This is a genomic window from Streptomyces sp. SM10 (genome assembly GCF_002910915.1).
Classification (GTDB): Bacteria; Actinomycetota; Actinomycetes; order Streptomycetales; family Streptomycetaceae; genus Streptomyces.
In genome coordinates, this window is the sequence record NZ_NEUF01000135.1 from 13,818 (window position 1) to 28,692 (window position 14,875).

17 protein-coding genes are annotated in these 14,875 nt (G+C 70.0%); 16 read left to right on the top strand and 1 reads right to left on the bottom strand.

Annotated features, from left to right (window positions below):
* Window positions 1-8: 8 nt before the first annotated feature.
* The 16 genes from B9S57_RS21830 to B9S57_RS21905 all read left to right on the top strand — a co-directional run bounded on the left by B9S57_RS21830 (window position 9) and on the right by B9S57_RS21905 (window position 12,269).
* On the top strand, window positions 9-623 hold the full coding sequence (locus B9S57_RS21830; RefSeq protein WP_146057784.1) for a TOMM precursor leader peptide-binding protein: 615 nt from the start codon (window positions 9-11) through the stop codon (window positions 621-623).
* A complete protein-coding gene (locus B9S57_RS21835) occupies window positions 620-2,308 on the top strand; it encodes a tpaE (RefSeq protein ID WP_103517256.1) in 1,689 nt (562 codons plus the stop codon). Before B9S57_RS21830 ends, B9S57_RS21835 begins: the two co-directional genes overlap by 4 nt.
* Window positions 2,305-3,063, top strand: coding sequence for a nitroreductase family protein (locus B9S57_RS21840; RefSeq protein ID WP_103517257.1), 759 nt, complete (start codon window positions 2,305-2,307; stop codon window positions 3,061-3,063). Before B9S57_RS21835 ends, B9S57_RS21840 begins: the two co-directional genes overlap by 4 nt.
* Before the next feature lie 31 nt (window positions 3,064-3,094).
* On the top strand, window positions 3,095-3,280 hold the full coding sequence (locus B9S57_RS21845; RefSeq protein ID WP_103517258.1) for a thiocillin family RiPP: 186 nt from the start codon (window positions 3,095-3,097) through the stop codon (window positions 3,278-3,280).
* A gap of 33 nt (window positions 3,281-3,313) precedes the next feature.
* Window positions 3,314-3,487 (top strand): thiocillin family RiPP, encoded by a 174-nt coding sequence (locus B9S57_RS21850; protein ID WP_103517259.1) that lies wholly within the window; start codon window positions 3,314-3,316, stop codon window positions 3,485-3,487.
* A gap of 19 nt (window positions 3,488-3,506) precedes the next feature.
* Window positions 3,507-3,692, top strand: coding sequence for a thiocillin family RiPP (locus B9S57_RS21855; protein WP_103517260.1), 186 nt, complete (start codon window positions 3,507-3,509; stop codon window positions 3,690-3,692).
* A gap of 70 nt (window positions 3,693-3,762) precedes the next feature.
* Window positions 3,763-3,945 (top strand): thiocillin family RiPP, encoded by a 183-nt coding sequence (locus B9S57_RS21860; protein WP_308457413.1) that lies wholly within the window; start codon window positions 3,763-3,765, stop codon window positions 3,943-3,945.
* A 64-nt stretch (window positions 3,946-4,009) separates the two neighbouring features.
* Window positions 4,010-4,192 (top strand): thiocillin family RiPP, encoded by a 183-nt coding sequence (locus tag B9S57_RS21865; RefSeq protein WP_103517261.1) that lies wholly within the window; start codon window positions 4,010-4,012, stop codon window positions 4,190-4,192.
* 218 nt (window positions 4,193-4,410) lie between these two features.
* Window positions 4,411-5,481, top strand: coding sequence for a hypothetical protein (locus B9S57_RS21870; RefSeq protein WP_146057785.1), 1,071 nt, complete (start codon window positions 4,411-4,413; stop codon window positions 5,479-5,481).
* A 23-nt stretch (window positions 5,482-5,504) separates the two neighbouring features.
* On the top strand, window positions 5,505-7,988 hold the full coding sequence (locus tag B9S57_RS21875; protein WP_146057786.1) for a hypothetical protein: 2,484 nt from the start codon (window positions 5,505-5,507) through the stop codon (window positions 7,986-7,988).
* Entirely contained in the window at window positions 7,985-8,857 is an 873-nt protein-coding gene (locus B9S57_RS21880) for a thiopeptide-type bacteriocin biosynthesis protein (protein ID WP_103517264.1), read from the top strand. Before B9S57_RS21875 ends, B9S57_RS21880 begins: the two co-directional genes overlap by 4 nt.
* A 154-nt stretch (window positions 8,858-9,011) precedes the next feature.
* Window positions 9,012-10,043 (top strand): ABC transporter ATP-binding protein, encoded by a 1,032-nt coding sequence (locus B9S57_RS21885; RefSeq protein WP_103517265.1) that lies wholly within the window; start codon window positions 9,012-9,014, stop codon window positions 10,041-10,043.
* On the top strand, window positions 10,040-10,801 hold the full coding sequence (locus B9S57_RS21890) for an ABC transporter permease (RefSeq protein WP_103517266.1): 762 nt from the start codon (window positions 10,040-10,042) through the stop codon (window positions 10,799-10,801). The genes B9S57_RS21885 and B9S57_RS21890 overlap by 4 nt, the downstream gene beginning before the upstream one ends.
* 76 nt (window positions 10,802-10,877) lie before the next feature.
* Window positions 10,878-11,318 carry a hypothetical protein gene (locus B9S57_RS21895; RefSeq protein ID WP_146057787.1) on the top strand — a complete coding sequence of 147 codons (441 nt, stop codon included), beginning with the start codon at window positions 10,878-10,880 and terminating at the stop codon, window positions 11,316-11,318.
* Window positions 11,315-11,632 (top strand): transcriptional regulator, encoded by a 318-nt coding sequence (locus B9S57_RS21900; RefSeq protein ID WP_103517268.1) that lies wholly within the window; start codon window positions 11,315-11,317, stop codon window positions 11,630-11,632. The genes B9S57_RS21895 and B9S57_RS21900 overlap by 4 nt, the downstream gene beginning before the upstream one ends.
* Before the next feature lie 331 nt (window positions 11,633-11,963).
* Window positions 11,964-12,269: a hypothetical protein gene (locus B9S57_RS21905; RefSeq protein WP_103517269.1), complete on the top strand. Its 306-nt coding sequence runs from the start codon at window positions 11,964-11,966 to the stop codon at window positions 12,267-12,269.
* A 1,110-nt stretch (window positions 12,270-13,379) separates the two neighbouring features.
* Here B9S57_RS21905 and B9S57_RS21910 read toward each other — a convergent pair.
* Window positions 13,380-14,603, bottom strand: a complete 1,224-nt coding sequence (locus tag B9S57_RS21910) for an IS110 family transposase (protein WP_103514159.1) — start codon at window positions 14,601-14,603, stop codon at window positions 13,380-13,382.
* Between the last annotated feature and the right edge of the window lie 272 nt (window positions 14,604-14,875).

Here is a 14,875-nt window from a genome sequence, read left to right on the forward strand (position 1 = left end):
GGTGCGACATGAACCGTGAACTGCTCGTCCTCGCTTCGGATGCCTATGGCAAGGACATCGCGCGGCGCCTGGAGCGCGTGTATCCCGTCACGCTCCAGGAGATCGACGACGGAACGCACCCGAGCCTGTGGCCGCATGCCGATCTGATCGTGCTGGCGACCGCTCAGGAGCGGCCTCGTATCGCCGAGGCCCTGGACCGTGCGGCGTTCGCGTGGCGCGTGCCGTGGTTCGGGGTCCACGCCACCGCGACCGAGGTCCAGTGCGGCCCGGTCGTGATCCCCGGCCGGACCGCGTGCCACCAATGCTTCGTACGTCGCCGCGACCAGCACCGGCGTTCCGGTCCCGCCGCTGCCGCGTCCGCTGACGACCGCCACCCCTCGGGCTACCCCGTCCACCACGTGGGCATCGCCGGCGCCTTTGCCTACCAGGCTGTGGACGAGGTGTTCCGCGTTCCCGCGGACGAGGGGCTGGGCGGGACCGTACGCAGGTTTGACCAGATCAGCGGAGCCACGAGCAGGTCGTCGGTGGTCGCAGTGGACCGCTGTACGCGCTGCCGGGGGCGGGCCACCAGCGACGAGCTGTGGCGCACGCTTGCCTCGGTCGAAGGAGGGACGACCCAGTGATTGAACGGTCCACGCTCACGGCCGAGTCGATCGGCGCCGCCGCCCGGTTCGATCCGCAGCTGCGGATTCCCCGCCGCCCCCGGGTCCGCCGGGGCCTGGTGATCAGCGCCGAACCGGAACAGGTGGTGGTGACCGGTACGCCGAAGAAGCAGATGTTCCGGGGCAGGTCGGCCTCCGACCTGTTGCCCGCCCTGCTTGACCTGCTTGACGGCGACCGCACCCACGGGGACCTTGCGGTGCGGCTCGGGCGCCCCGAGGAGATCGTGTTCAAGGCGCTGTCGCTGCTGTGGGCCTCCGGTGTGATCGAGGAGGGCCCGCCCGAGACAGGGACGGAGACCGCGCTGGTGGTGGGGGAGGTAGACGACCGGCTCGCCGACTTCCTGTCCCGGGTGGGCAGCGCCACCGAGGCCAACGCCTCATGGGAACAGGCCGCCGCCCGACTTCGCCACGCGTCCGTCGAGATCTTCGGCGACCCTGGCCTGGCCGTGCTGCTGGAGGAGGAGCTCAGTGGCTCCCTGCCCGTACGCCGGGGCGAAGGCGGATGGCCCTCCGAAGGGACGACCCTCGTGGTGTGGGCCGAATCCGAAGTCGAGGACCGCACGGAGGGTGGGCGTGACGGCGCCGCACTCGCGGACCACTGCTGGGGAAAGGGCCTTCCGCTGCTCCGGCTGCGGGTCCACGGCCGCAAGGCCGCCCTCGGTCCGTTGGTCGATCCACGCAACACGCCCTGCCTGGAGTGTCTCTCTGCCGGGGATGCCTCCGACAAGCGGATGGCGATGCCCGGTGACCACCAGCTCGCGGCCTCGCTCTTCGCCCGCGACCTCTTCGCCATGGTGTCCCGTACGACGCCCTCACCGCTGCCCATGCGCTGGCGTGTCGTGGACCTCGAGACGTTGGGCCACCAGGACGCCTCCTCTGCGACCCGGCCCGGGTGTCCCCGCTGCTCCGCCGCCGAAGCTCCGGACGGCACACCTCTGGAGCGGGCCTCGCTGGCTACCCGCTTCGAGGCATCGGTCGCGATGCCGCCCAAGGAGTTCGCGGACCTGAAGGCGCACCAGATGCACTACAAGCCGTCGAACGTGGCCCTCCAACGAGTCTCCCGCACCTGGCCGGTCGCCCAGGCCGTGGAGCTGCCCCCACCCGGGCACCACCGCCTGGATGCTGGCCAGCCAGCTGCCCCGGCAGTCCTGGACGCGGCCGCCGTGTCCCTCCTCCTGTCCGTCACCGCCGGCATCAAGGCCGACCATAAGGACAAGGTCGCCCGGTGGACGGCCAGCGGCGGCAACATCGGCTCCGTCACGGCGTACGCGGTCGTACGGGATGTCCCCGGCCTGCCCACCGGCGTGTACGGCTACGTGGCCACCGAGCATCGCCTTGCCCGGCTGTCCTCCAACATCGGCGCGGTCACGGGAGACGCCCCGGTGACCCTGGTGTTGACCGGTGACTTCCTCAAGGTGGCCCGCAAGTACTCGGCCTTCGCACTGCGCATCGTCCTGCTGGACAGCGGCTGCGCCCAGGCCACCGCCCGGGCCGCGGCCCACACGCTCGACATCGGCCTGGCGCCGCGCCCCAGATGGGACGACGAAGTCGTCGCCACCGCGCTCGGGATCAATCCCGACGTCGAACCGATCACCGCGGTCATCGACCTGGGCGGCCGCATAGGCAGTAGGGGAGGCAGCAAGTGAATAACCCGCACGACCTGGCAGCCGAACTCATCACCGCCCTGCGCGACCCGGTTCCGGCCCTCGTTGACAGGGACGCCACACGACCGCAGCCGGCGAGCCCTGCCCCCGTACCGCTCGGCCCGCCCGTCCGGTTCGACCAGGCGGAGGGGCTGGACCACCCCAGGGCCTCCCTCCTCACGACGCTTGAGCGTCGCACCTCGACCAGGGTCTTCGACCCCGGCCCGGTCGCGGCGTCCCTCCTCGCCGACGTCGTCGCGAGCGGCATCGATGCGGACCGGGCGACCTGGCCGGACGAGCAGGAGCGGTGCCCGCTCCAGACCGACATCGTCGCGTTCCGTCTCGACGGCCTGGAGCCGGGCATGTTCCGCCTGGACGCCGGCGATCGCGCGTACACCCCGGTGGCCCCACTGCCCGATCCGGAAGCACTGCACGGCCTCACGCTCCAGCGGGAGTTCTGCGATGCGGCGGCCATCATCTCGATCGCCGCCGACCTCGACCGGGCGAGCCGCATCCCCGGAGCGCACGGCTATCGCATGCTCATGGGCCGTGCAGCGGCCGCCGCGTACACGATGTGGCTCGACGCCGTCGCAGCCGGCCTCGTGGGCACGGTTTTCGCGGGCTTCATCCCCGCGTCGGTGCGGCAGCCGCTCCGCAGCGACGGCGCGGCCCGCCATCAGCTTTTCGCTCTCGCCCTGGGCGGCGCCGCCTCGCTGCCGCCGCCCCTCAAGCTCCCGGGGCCGACCGGCCACCGGTGACCGCCGCGAAAACAGAAGGGAGGTATACCGCATGAGCGAATTCGGCTCGACGGAGCTCGATCTGCACCTGGTGGATCCGGGCGACGAGGGGCTGTTCGTGGAGCAGGTCCCCGAGGGGGTGGCACTGGGCACCTTCAGCACCGCCTCCACCGCCGGAACCGCGAGCTGCCCGGCCAGCACCGCGGGCAGCATCATGACCGCCCAATGCACGGGCTAATAGCCCCCGACCGAAACAGAAGGGGGATTCCCCATGGCTGACCTGGAACTGTACGTCCTCGACGACATGCTCGAGGACTCCCTGGAGATGGAGACCCTGGCGGACGGCAACGCGCTGGCGTCGGTGTCCACGGCCGGAACCGTCGGCAGCGCCTCGTGCCCGGCCACGTCCGCGTCCTCGTTCACGTCCTTCTCCACCTACACCTGAGCCGCCCCGGAGGCATCCGATGAGCGACATCAACATGACGGAGCTCGATCTGCACCTGGTGGATCCGGGCGACGAGGGGCTGTTCGTGGAGCAGGTCCCCGAGGGGGTGGCACTGGGCACTTTCAGCACCGCCTCCACCGCCGGGACCGCGAGCTGCCCGGTGAGCAGCGCGGGCAGTGTCATGACCGCCAACTGCACTGGCTGACGACTCGTACCGACAAGTCGGCAGCAGCACTTGGCGCATCGCTACACCACAACAAGAAGGGAGTAGATCAGTGAACGACATCATCGCCACCGAGGACATGTTCGACCTGTACGCCCTCGACGGTGACCTCGCCGTCGAGGAGCTGCCGGAGGGCAATGCCCTCGGCTGCTGGTTCTCCGCCTCCTCCGCGTCGACGGCGTCCTGCCCGGCGACCTCCGCCGCCAGCGTGGGCTCGGCTTCCACGTTCGGCTGATCGCGCCGCAGGTGCCACCGCGCACCACAGCACGGTCACAACTCTCCCGAAAGGAGTGACAACCATGAATCACGACCTCACGACCGAGACGCTCTTCGACCTGTACGCGATGGACGACGAGCTCACCGTCGAGGAGCTGCCGGAGGGCAGCGCCCTCGGGTCCTTCGCCAGCGCGACGTCCGCAAGCTCGGCGTCCTGCCCGGCCTCCTCCGCGTCGAGCTTCACCACGGCCTCGACCTACGGGTAACCAGGCCCGGCGGGCGGTGCCGTACTGGCTGACACCTTCGGCACCGTCCCGCCGGCGTCGGACCGGAAGGTCCTCGCAATTCCGCAGCATCCTGCCATGCAGGGCCGGGGTCAAGCGGGTGGTTGCCACCCGCTTGACCCCGGGGGGGTGCACGTACAGGAGGAACAGTGATCAGTTCACCGCCCAAGCTCCGGGAGGGATTGGAGGTCATCCGCGGAATGGACGACATTCCGCTGATCTTCGATCCGGTCACCGGGCACTACCACCGCATCACGCGCGCCGGTGAGGCGCTGCTCGCTTACCTGGACGGCACACGCACCCGCGACGACCTCGTGGCGCACTTCTCCCGAAGCGCCCGCGTGGATCAGGTGCGTGCCGAGGCGTTCTCGCGGCAGCTCGACACCTTCCTCGCGGGACTGGAGCACGGCGGGCTGCTGGAGGGAACCGAACGCGCAGACCAGGGGACCGGGACCGGTCCTGGCGGCAAGCGATTCCGCACATCCATGCTGATGCCGCGCGTCGTGCTCACCCGCTCGCTGCCCACGGTGCTGGAGCCGGTGGCCCGCGTCCTGCGCGCACTGCCGGCCCGCCTCATCGTCGTGCTCGCCACGCTGGGCGCGGCCACCGGGTACACGTTCGGCTTCCACACCCTCTTCACCGCGACCCCCGGCCTGCAGGACCTGGCGGGCCCGGCGTTCATCATCGCGACGGGCGTCATGCTGTTGATCGTCCTCGCGCACGAGAGCGCCCACGCGATCGTCGCCCAATACCTCAAGGTGCCTATCCGGGGTCTCGGGGTGGCGTTGCTCTTCTACTTCATGCCGGTCGCGTACGTGGACCGTACGGACGCCTACCGCGTGCGCGGCCGCGGCGGCCGGGTGCTTCTGGCCATGGCGGGAGTGCTGAGCGACGGGTGGGTCTGCGGCTTGGTGGGGCTCGTGGCGCTCAACTCCAGCGGCCTCGTCCAGCACACGGCGACGTACCTGCTGGGCATGCAGATGTTCCTGCTGGTCGTGAATCTCAACCCGCTGATGCCCAGCGACGGCTACACCGCCCTGGAAGCGGCGGCCGGGCTGACGAACATGCGGGGCAGGGCGTTCACGCTGCTGCGCCACACTGTCAGGAGGCAGCCGCTGCCCGAGCACCTCGCACGTTTCGGTCCCGGCCCCCGGCGCTGGCACATGGCGTACGCGCTGGCGTCGGTCGCGTACGGCTGCTTCCTGGCGTACGCGATGTTCCATACGATCCCGGTCACGTTGGATCTTGCCCTGTCGATGGTGGGCCGGTGATGAAGAGCCCAAACGCATCCTCGATGTCTCGCGCCGTGTCGATCTCCCCTCTCCTTCTGACCCGGGTGGCGGGCCTCCCCGCGGACGCGCTGGATCTGGTGGCGTCCACCACACGCAAACTCCTGGACGAACTGGCCCGTACGACCGCCGAGTCGGGTGAACTGGCATCCAGGATCACCGACATCCTCTTCGCCCTGGTACCGGAGCTGGACGACGACGTGCCCTTGCGGCGCAAGGTTCTGGCGGGCAAGCGGGCGGTCAACCGGCTCGACCCGCTCCCGTGGGACGACACCGTCCTGGAAGCCGTCCGCCAGCGCCTTCCCGGCCCGGAGGCTGCCGCAGGGCTCGACGCCTGGTTACGGCTCGCACGGGAGCGTCACGACCTGCTGGACCAGCTCGGCGCACGGCTGGCCGTGGACCGCGCCGAAGCGGTCCGTCACTTCCACGCGGCCCTCGACGTGCCCGGCTTCGCGGAGTCCGTCGCCCTCGCGGCGCCCGACTGGATCCGGCACGCCGACCGCAAGGAGCGCTCGGCCAGGAAGCTCAAGACCCTGTACTCGTACGTCGTCCGCGCTGCCGTCAAGACCAGCCCATTCTCCGGCCTGACCACGGTCGGTGAGGCAGGGACCACCGGTGGGGGCCGGGCCCGCAGCCGCGTCTCAGCCACCCTCGCCTACCTGGCCTTGAGCCGCCTCGCCCGCGACGAGCGGACGGCGGGGCTGCTGAGCTACCGCGTAGCGCCGATTCGCCAGGGCACCCCCACCGAGCCGGACGGCCTGCTGTTGCACAGTGAGGTCGTCACCACCGAGGGCGTCGTCTGGCGCCACGACCGCGCGATCGAGGCAGACCACAGGGCACGGACGCTGGCGGGGTTCAAGCCGGTCGACGCCGAGGGCCGAGGTGCCGTCGCTCTCGAGGAGTTACTTGTCCACCTCGGCGGGGCCCGTCCCTTCGCGCGGTTCCGGCGCCTCCTGGACGCGGGGCTCATCCATCCGGTGCCGCCCTGGCTGCGCGGCGAGGACCCGTTGCCCGCCCTGGCCGCGCTCGTGGGCGACCAGGACGCGCCGATCACGGAGAGCGACCTGGTCCGCGCACACGACCTGGGCGCCCGTGCCCACCACGAGACCATACGGAACCGGATCGATGCAGCCGGCGACCTGCAGACCCTGACCGGGGGCTGGAACGAGCACCGCGATCCGGGCGAGCGGAAGCCCAGTGGCCTCATCTACGAGGACCGGGAGACCGACCTGGCCCTCTCCGACCCGCTGGCCGCGCCCGCCGTACGCGCCGACCTCACCAGGTTGGGTGAGCGCATGCGTCCGTATATCTTCCGCTCGCATCTATACGACTTCCTGCTGGACGGCTTCGTCGCCGAGTACGGGCCCGGCGGCGTGTGCCGGGATCCGCTCGGCTTCCTCATGCGACTCACTGTGGACCGCGACGCCAACCCTCCACTCGAGCGCGCCTTGTACGCCGACATCACCAGCCGCGACAACCCCGGAGACCGGGCTTGGCTGCCGGTCGGGCCGACGAGCGCACCACCGAACGCCGGGGTCTTCTTCCAACTGGAGGCCGACAGTGAGGACGACGCGGCAGCCGCCCGGCACCAGCTGGTGGTCAACCAGTTCGGGGCGGGCAGTGGCGCACTGTTCACCCGTTTCGGACGGCTCCTGGGCGACGGCTTCCGCGACCGCCTCACCGACCACGTCCAACGCTCCCGAGCCGGCGTGCGCTGCCGGGAGCTGGTGGTGTGGACCGACTGCAACACCGTGCAGGCCGAGTGCGGCGGCCTCCTCCCGCCGCTCGTGCTGCCCGGTGAGGTCGGCCCGCCCGAGACCCTCGCGCCCGACGCTCTCACGCTCGACGACACGGTGCTTGTACATGATCCCGCCACCCACACCCTGTCCCTCTTCGACCACGACAGTGAACCCGTGGGTCTCGCTTACCTGGGGCTCATCCCGCAGCACCTCCTCCAGTCGTACGTACGTCTCCTCGCGGTGCTGGCCGACCCCTGGGTCAACGGCTCCCCGCACTCCGACTACACGCTGACGCAGGCCGGCCGGCTCCGCGCCCACTGCGGCGACGAGGTCGTGGCCCTGCCCCGAGCCACGGACGGCCCCGAGGGACGCGTTGTAACCGCCCGCGCCTCCTGGATCGTGCCCGCCGACGCTCTGCCGGACGGACGGGATGACGTGGAACTGGCCGTCCGCTGGGACGAGTTCCGGCGCGAGCACGGCATGCCCGAGGAGGTCTTCGTCCACCAGCTCGGTAGCGGAGGCTTCGGCCTCACCCAGGACCGCAAACCCATGTGGGTCTCGCTGGCCTCGCCCCTCTCCTTGGGCGTCCTGCGGCACTGGCTGAGCCCGTCCACCCGCCACATCCGAATGGTGGAGGCCCTGCCCACGCGTGGGCGGCAACCGCAGCGCGACCACCTCGGTCGCCCCAGGGTCACAGAGCACGCGGCGCTGCTGTCCTGGCCGAAGGAGCACGAGGAGCAGCGACGATGACGACCACCCTCCCGCATGACTCCGCCCGCCGAACGGACTGGTGGTACGTACGGGCATACCCCGGCCACCCCGACCTCATGGACGAGGCGACCAGGGTCCTGGTCCCCTGGCTCGCCGCACAAGCTGTCGAGGAGGCCGCCTCCGCGTGGTTCTTCACCCGCTACTGGGACATGAGCGGCCACCACCTGCGACTCCGCCTGGCCTGCTCCCCGGACGGCGCGGACCACGTCCATGACCGGCTGCCCGAACTCGTCGACCTGCTCCATAACCTGCCCGGCCCAACCCCCGCCGAGCGCCTCGTGCCCGGCTCCGTACCCCAGGGCCTGCCCCTGGTCAGACAGGCCCGCTGCGCGTCGTACGCTCCGGAACTGGCCAAGTACGGAGGCTCCGCCGGGGTGCGGCGGGCGGAGGCGCTGTTCACCGCCTCCAGCCGCCTGTACATCGAGCAGCAGGCCGGCTCCCTGGAGCCGCTGTTCACCCGGGCGTCCATGGCGGTCGCATACATGGGCTCCCTCGTGCGGGCGGCGCTCACCGGGGAAGAGGCGCGGTCCGCGTTCTGGACGGCCCACCGCCGCCAGTGGGGCCGTCAGCTGGCCATGTGCGCACCGGACCAGGACCAGCGCCGCGGCCTCCTTGCACACGCGGCCGCCGGCGTGCGCGCGGCGCCCCTGGACGATCGACTCCGGGGGGCCCTACGAGACCACGTCGCCACGGTCGTTCGCACCCTCGACGGCGCGGCGGCGGACGGGAACCCTGTCCCGCGCTCCGTCCTCCTCTTGCACTACCTGCACATGGACATGAACCGCTGGGGCTTCGTACCCGCCGAGGAGAGCCTGCTGGGAGTCCTGGCGGCGGCCGAGAGGCGCTAGGCGGTCCGAGTGCCGCACGCTCCTCCAACTCCCAACTCTGCCAACCGTGTTCCGCAGCATTATTCGCTTGCCGATTTGGAAAGTGAATGCCATGCTGGGAACCATGCGTGACTCGGCGAAATCTCAGCAGCACCCACGAGAGGCTGACTCGGAAATGCCCGAACCGGATACCGATACCACCGCATCCGTCCTCGAGGCCGACCCGTCGCAGGATGCGGCGATCCGGCTCACCACTGTCACCAAGCGCTACTCCGGTCCCCACGGCGCCACGAAGACCGCGACGGATGGGATCGACTTGGTGGTCCGCCACGGCGAGATCTTTGGCCTCCTCGGCCCCAACGGCGCTGGCAAGACCACGACCATCGAGATGCTGGCCGGCTTACGCCGCCCCACCTCCGGAACCGTGCGCATCCTCGGACTCGATCCCATGACAGAGCGCGACGAGGTGCGCCGCCAGGTCGCCATCCAGCCCCAGCAGGCCGCGCTCTTCGAACAGCAGACGGTCGCCGAACTCCTACGAGTCTGGGCCTCCTTCTACCAGGACCCCGAAACCCCCGACGCCATCATCGAGCGCACCGGCCTCACCGACTCCCGCGACGTCCGCGTGGCCAAGCTCTCCGGCGGCCAGCGCCAGCGCCTCCTCGTCGGCACGGCTCTGATCTCCCGCCCCCGCGTCCTGATCCTCGACGAGCCGTCCACCGGCCTGGATCCCAACGCCCGCCAAGAGCTCTGGTCCGCCATCCGCGGCCACCGCGACGGCGGCGGCACGGTCCTGCTCTCGACCCACTCCATGGAGGAGGCCGAAACCCTCTGCGATCGGCTCGCCATCCTCCACCAGGGCAAGGTCGCCGCCTGCGGAGCACCCCAGGAGCTCATCGCCCAGTACGCCCCCGAACGCGAGGTCCACTTCACCGTCGCCGCCGGCACCGACCTGACCTCCCTGCGCGCCACGGACGGCGTTTCCCACGTGGAGTCCCACGACACCGCTGACGGCACCCGAGTCACCGCACGCACCCTCGACTCCGACGCCGTGCTCACCCAGCTCACCGGCCCGCTCACGGCCCGCCGGATCCAGCTCCGGGAAGCGGGACTGGAGGCGGTCTTCCGCCACCTCACGGGCGTACCGTTCCCGAACGCCGCCGAAGCGACGAACACGGACACCGACTCGGAAGGAGCTGCGGCGTGATCACCACCGCCACCCGGGAACTGGCCATGCTGCACGCCCGCGAACTCCTCCGCGAGCCCCGGTACTTCTACTTCGCCCTCTTCTTCCCCTTCGGAATGCTGGCCATCTTCCTCGGCATCGGCGCGGTAGTCCCCCAGGAGTCCGGAGCCCCCGACTTTCTCCAACTGGTCATCCCGATGGCCATCTTCCTGGCCGTCACCAGCGCTGCGCTCACCGTCACGGCGGGCCCGCTGGCCACCCTGCGCACCAAGGGCACCCTTCGCCTCCTGGGCACCACGCCCGTGGGCCGCGCCCGCCTCGTCCTCACCCACATGTTCCCGAGAGTCGTCATGGTGACCGCTCAGACGGTCGCCCTGCTCGCGGTGGCCGTCGCCCTGGGCAAGGTGGAACCGGCCAGGCTGCCGGCACTGTTCGGCATCTCCCTCCTGGGCCTGGCTATGTTCGGCGGCATCGGCTACCTCATCGGCGGCCGCCTGGCCTCGCCGGACGCCGCCACCAACGTGGGTACGCTGGTCCAGCTCGCCGCCCTCTTCCTGAGCGGGCTGGCCTTCCCCATGGAGCTCATGCCGGAGGCCGTCCGCACCACGCTGGGCCTGCTCCCGAGTACCTTCTTCGCGGACCTCATGCTCACCCAGATGCCGAACGGCGCACCCCAGCACCCGGTGTGGCTCTCGATCCTGGTGGTGCTTGCCACCGCCACTGCGGCCGTATGGCTGGCGGTGCGTACGTTCCGCTGGGACCAGGGCGAGACGGAGTAGGGCTCGGCGGGCAAGCAGGGGCAAGGAAACGGACACTGGACGGCCGCCCATGGCCGCAGTGGTACAGGAAGGCAGCATGATGGACAAAGATCAGGCGCGCGAGGCCCTCGCCTCCGCCGACGCAGCCGCTTCACGTATGGGGAAGGCCGGCCGGCGCCCCCGTACGGCCCTGATCCTCCTCCTGGGCGTGGTCATGATGGTCCTGACGGCGGTGTACGGCCTGCTCGTTCAGCCCAGGGTTCCGTACGCCGTCCCCGTCCTGCTCCTGCTCCCGCTGCTGGCCCTTGGCATCTACACGGCGACCCGTCCCGTCCTGTCCCGCCACTACCGTGCGCTCTACGCGGTGACCACGGCGGCCGGAGCGGGTGTCTACAGCCTGACGGTCACCATCGGCTCCGCCCGGTTCTCCGGGGAGCCCGCGTGGTGGCTACCCGGTGCCGTCCTCTGTGGAGTCCCGTTCCTGGTGATCGGAACCCTGGAGCGCAGGGCCGCCCGAGCCGCAGAGGGTGAGCGGTGACGCACCCTCGCAAATCGCTCGACAGCGTGATCCACGCGCCCGTGCGGTTCTCCATCGCCGCCGCACTCGCGTCGGTCGATGAAGCGGACTTCAGGACCCTCCGCGATGCCATCGAGATCACGGACTCGGCCCTCTCCAAGCAGATCGCCCTCCTGGAAGAGGCTGGCTACGTCAAGGTCCGAAAGGGTTTCGTCGGCAAACGCACCCGCACCTGGCTCTCCCTCTCCCCCAAGGGCCGCACCGCCCTCACCCGCCATGTGGCAGCCCTCCAAGAGATCGCCTCCGGCACCTCACCCGTGGGGGACACGGACTGACGACGTCACGGCGCGATCACATCCGCACAGCCAGGAAAGGAATCACGCTTGAACCGATCGATCAAGCCCGCCGTGCACGGCACGGTCCTAGCCGCCATCCCCACTATCGACGCCCCGAGGCCCATACCCGCGAAACGTCCTTCATCGGGACAACCGCCTCCTGCGAGCCAAAGGGCTGCGGCAGAGGCCGTGCGCCGCCGCCTCGCCTGACACAAGTCCGGAAGATGAGCAGAGAGGTCTTCAGATTACTCAGCTCACGCCCGCCACCTCCCGTAATGGGCCGAATAGTCACGGTCGTTGCCGCAGCGCGACCGGAGAACAGGAATCAGACATGAACCGATCGATCAAGCTTGCCGTGCACGGCACGGTCCTCGCCGCCACGCTCGCCCTGGGCGCCCCGCAAGCCTTAGCGGCGTCAGCCTCGGAAGGAGCCCGCACCGCGCAGCAGCCCGTGATCTCCTCGCCTGCGGCCTGGACGCCCCCCAAGGGCTACACCCGCGAGGACTCCTTCTACGGGACGGCAGCAAAGTGCCAGTCGGTGGGCAGGAGCGGTGTGACGGAGGGCAAGTGGAGCGCCTACTTCTGCGTCCAGGAACTTCCCTTCACTCCCTTCCAGGGCCTCTACGTCAAAAAGTAGCGATTCCTCGCCCATGAGCCTCCTCGCCCTCTCGTTGTCCACGCACTCCACGGCCGACGGCGAGGGGGCTGCTCGCGGAGCTCTACACGTTGGCCCAGGGCCCGGTGAGCTTCACTGCGTGCTGAGCTGGTCGACGTACGGCCCAGGGGCGGCCAGGACCTTCTCGCTGAAGCCGGTGGGCGCATCCGATGCTCGCACTGACCGCGGATCAGGAGCTGTCCCTGGAGGTGTCGTTCCGGGTGCTGCAGATGCACGGTCACCGTGGACGGGGAGGTGCCCGCGGCGCGGCAGTAGGCCGTGAGAGTAGGGTGATCCGCGTCTTGAAGGAACTGGAGGAGTCGGTAGGGCCCGAGCCCACAGGCGCGGCACTACGCAACGTAACTGCGAGCAGTGGGCGAACAAGGGCCAGGACATGGGGCCCGTAGCAACCTGTCTAGTGATTCGGCGACGCTGGCGGACAGAGTCTTCCTGAGCTCCGCCGGTACGGGTACGAGAGCGGGGACGCAGAGCAATCGGTGTGGCGAACGCCTAACAGTCCCCGATTGAGCAGGATCGAGGAGGACTCAGCCGGATGGAAACAGGATGATATGCCCGTTCCTCCGGCATCGTCGCAGGTGAGACGCGTCACTGAAATGGGTTCGAGTCCCACCCGCCCCACCAGTTTCACCCTGCGGAAACGTTCTGACCTGCGGAAACGTGGATTGCGCGGCGGTTTTCGGTGCGGTACTAGCCGCACGTGGTGCGGTACTGAGCTGCTTTCGCATTGCGGCAGCACTCGTCCGGCCTTTCTGAGCTGGCCTTTTGTGGCGATCGCCGGAGAGAGCGTCTTTGCTGGCTCCCACGGCCGCCTGAACGGCGAGATGTCCTGGTCACTCGTGCCTTCTGGCTCCGTCGTTCTCCTTGGTGGCGAAGGGGGGGGTGCCCCTATCTGTTTCGTCAACCCTGGCGGGGCTGGTTCGTAGGGGTTCGTGGGTTTCCGGGAACGTTCCGCAAGCGGGATGTTCCCGGCGGGTCGGGTGCCTGGTGGGCAGCTCGGTGGCCGGCAGGGCGGGGGTGGCCGTGCCGGTGCGCGGGCGTGATGGGGTCTGGACGGTCGGAACGATGGAGCCGTCAGGCAGCGAGGCCGACGTCGTCGGGGGTGCGTGGTTCGTAGAGGGTGCCGGTGCGGATCATCGCGTGGATGACGTTCACGCGCTGGCGGGCCAGGCGGAGGATGGCCTGGGTGTGGGTTTTGCCGCGTGCGCGCTGGCGGTCGTAGTAGATCCGTGAGGACGGGTCGCTCTTGCAGCCGATCGCGGCGAACGCGGCCTGGAACAGGGCGCGTTTGAGGAGGCGGTTGCCGCGGTGGGGTGCGTGCTCGCCGCGGATCGATGTGCCCGAGGACTTCGTGGCCGGGGCGAGTCCGGCGTAGGAGGCGAGGTGTCCGGCGGAGGGGAAGCCGGTGCCGTCGCCGATCGCGACGATCACAGCGGCCGTGGTCCTGACGCCCAGGCCGGGCAGGGACGTCAGGAGGTGGAAAAGAGGGAGGGCCTCCAGCAGGGCGGCGATCTCCTGCTCGGTGGCCTGGCGCTGGGTGTGGGCGGCGGCGAGCTGGGCGGCCAGGCCCGGCACGATCAGCGCGGACGCCTCGGTGCCGGGAACGACGAGGGTCTGCTCGGCGAGCGCGTCGTAGATCTCGGTGGTGAGGTGGTGGGCCTTGCGCGAGCCGTGCGCCTTCAGCAGGGCCTCGCACCGCGTGCGCCCGAGCTTCTTCAGCCTGGCCGGGGAGCCGTGCCGGGTCAGGAGGGCCTGGACGTAGGGGTAGGCCAGGCGCGGGCCGAGCACGCGCTCGAGGGAGGGGTGGATCTGGGAGAGCAGGCCCCGCAGCCGGTTGGTGGTGCGGTTGACCTCGCCGGCGAGGTCGTTGTCGTAGCCGGTGAGCATCGTCAGCTCGGCCAGTACCTCGTCGTCGCGGTCCACCGCGCGCAAGGTGTGCGGCATGGACCGGGCGGTCTCTGCGATCACGAACGCGTCGCGGGCGTCGGTCTTGGCCTCGCCCGGGTGCAGGTCGGCTGCCCGCCGCATCGACAGTCCAGGCAGGTAGGCGACCCGGCAGCCCGCCGCTCGGGCCACCGTCAGCGGCAGTGCGCCGATGTTGGCGACCTGGTCCACGATCACCAGTACGGTGCCGAACTTCGCCACCAGCTTGGTAAACAGCTCCAGCAGTTTCGGTTCGGTGTTGGGCAGCCGTTTGTCGTGCACGGTTCTGCCGTCCGCGGTCCGGCCGTGGGCGTGGTGGAACTCCTTGCCCAGGTCCAGGCCGAGGAAGAGATCTATCGCGGTCGTGTCGACCATGTGCGCGTGCCCCTGCCTCTCGTCGCCTCAACTCCCGGCCGTCCCTGCGGCACCACACGCCGGCAACCACGTTACGCAGACATCCCCGCCCCGAAGCGGCTCGGCGTTGCGCCGGGCCAGGCGGTCGTCAGGCCCCTCATCAGCGGTCAAGCGGTGCCCCGAAGCCCGACGGCAACACCCCCCAGGTCATCGACTTCGACAGGGGGCACACAGCCATACCGGACCCGGGGGCCAGGCGCCCCATTGCGGGGCCACGAAAAAGGTAACGGGGC

Bases quoted from the DNA above. Each gene is read 5' to 3' on its own strand.
- B9S57_RS21885 (WP_103517265.1), top strand. From the start codon at position 9,012: ATGCCCGAACCGGATACCGATACCACCGCATCCGTCCTCGAGGCCGAC.
- B9S57_RS21855 (WP_103517260.1), top strand. From the start codon at position 3,507: ATGAGCGACATCAACATGACGGAGCTCGATCTGCACCTGGTGGATCCG.
- B9S57_RS21910 (WP_103514159.1), bottom strand. From the start codon at position 14,603: ATGGTCGACACGACCGCGATAGATCTCTTCCTCGGCCTGGACCTGGGC.
- B9S57_RS21895 (WP_146057787.1), top strand. From the start codon at position 10,878: ATGATGGACAAAGATCAGGCGCGCGAGGCCCTCGCCTCCGCCGACGCA.
- B9S57_RS21905 (WP_103517269.1), top strand. From the start codon at position 11,964: ATGAACCGATCGATCAAGCTTGCCGTGCACGGCACGGTCCTCGCCGCC.
- B9S57_RS21845 (WP_103517258.1), top strand. From the start codon at position 3,095: ATGAGCGAATTCGGCTCGACGGAGCTCGATCTGCACCTGGTGGATCCG.
- B9S57_RS21865 (WP_103517261.1), top strand. From the start codon at position 4,010: ATGAATCACGACCTCACGACCGAGACGCTCTTCGACCTGTACGCGATG.
- B9S57_RS21870 (WP_146057785.1), top strand. From the start codon at position 4,411: ATGGACGACATTCCGCTGATCTTCGATCCGGTCACCGGGCACTACCAC.
- B9S57_RS21880 (WP_103517264.1), top strand. From the start codon at position 7,985: ATGACGACCACCCTCCCGCATGACTCCGCCCGCCGAACGGACTGGTGG.
- B9S57_RS21850 (WP_103517259.1), top strand. From the start codon at position 3,314: ATGGCTGACCTGGAACTGTACGTCCTCGACGACATGCTCGAGGACTCC.
- B9S57_RS21875 (WP_146057786.1), top strand. From the start codon at position 5,505: ATGTCTCGCGCCGTGTCGATCTCCCCTCTCCTTCTGACCCGGGTGGCG.
- B9S57_RS21830 (WP_146057784.1), top strand. From the start codon at position 9: ATGAACCGTGAACTGCTCGTCCTCGCTTCGGATGCCTATGGCAAGGAC.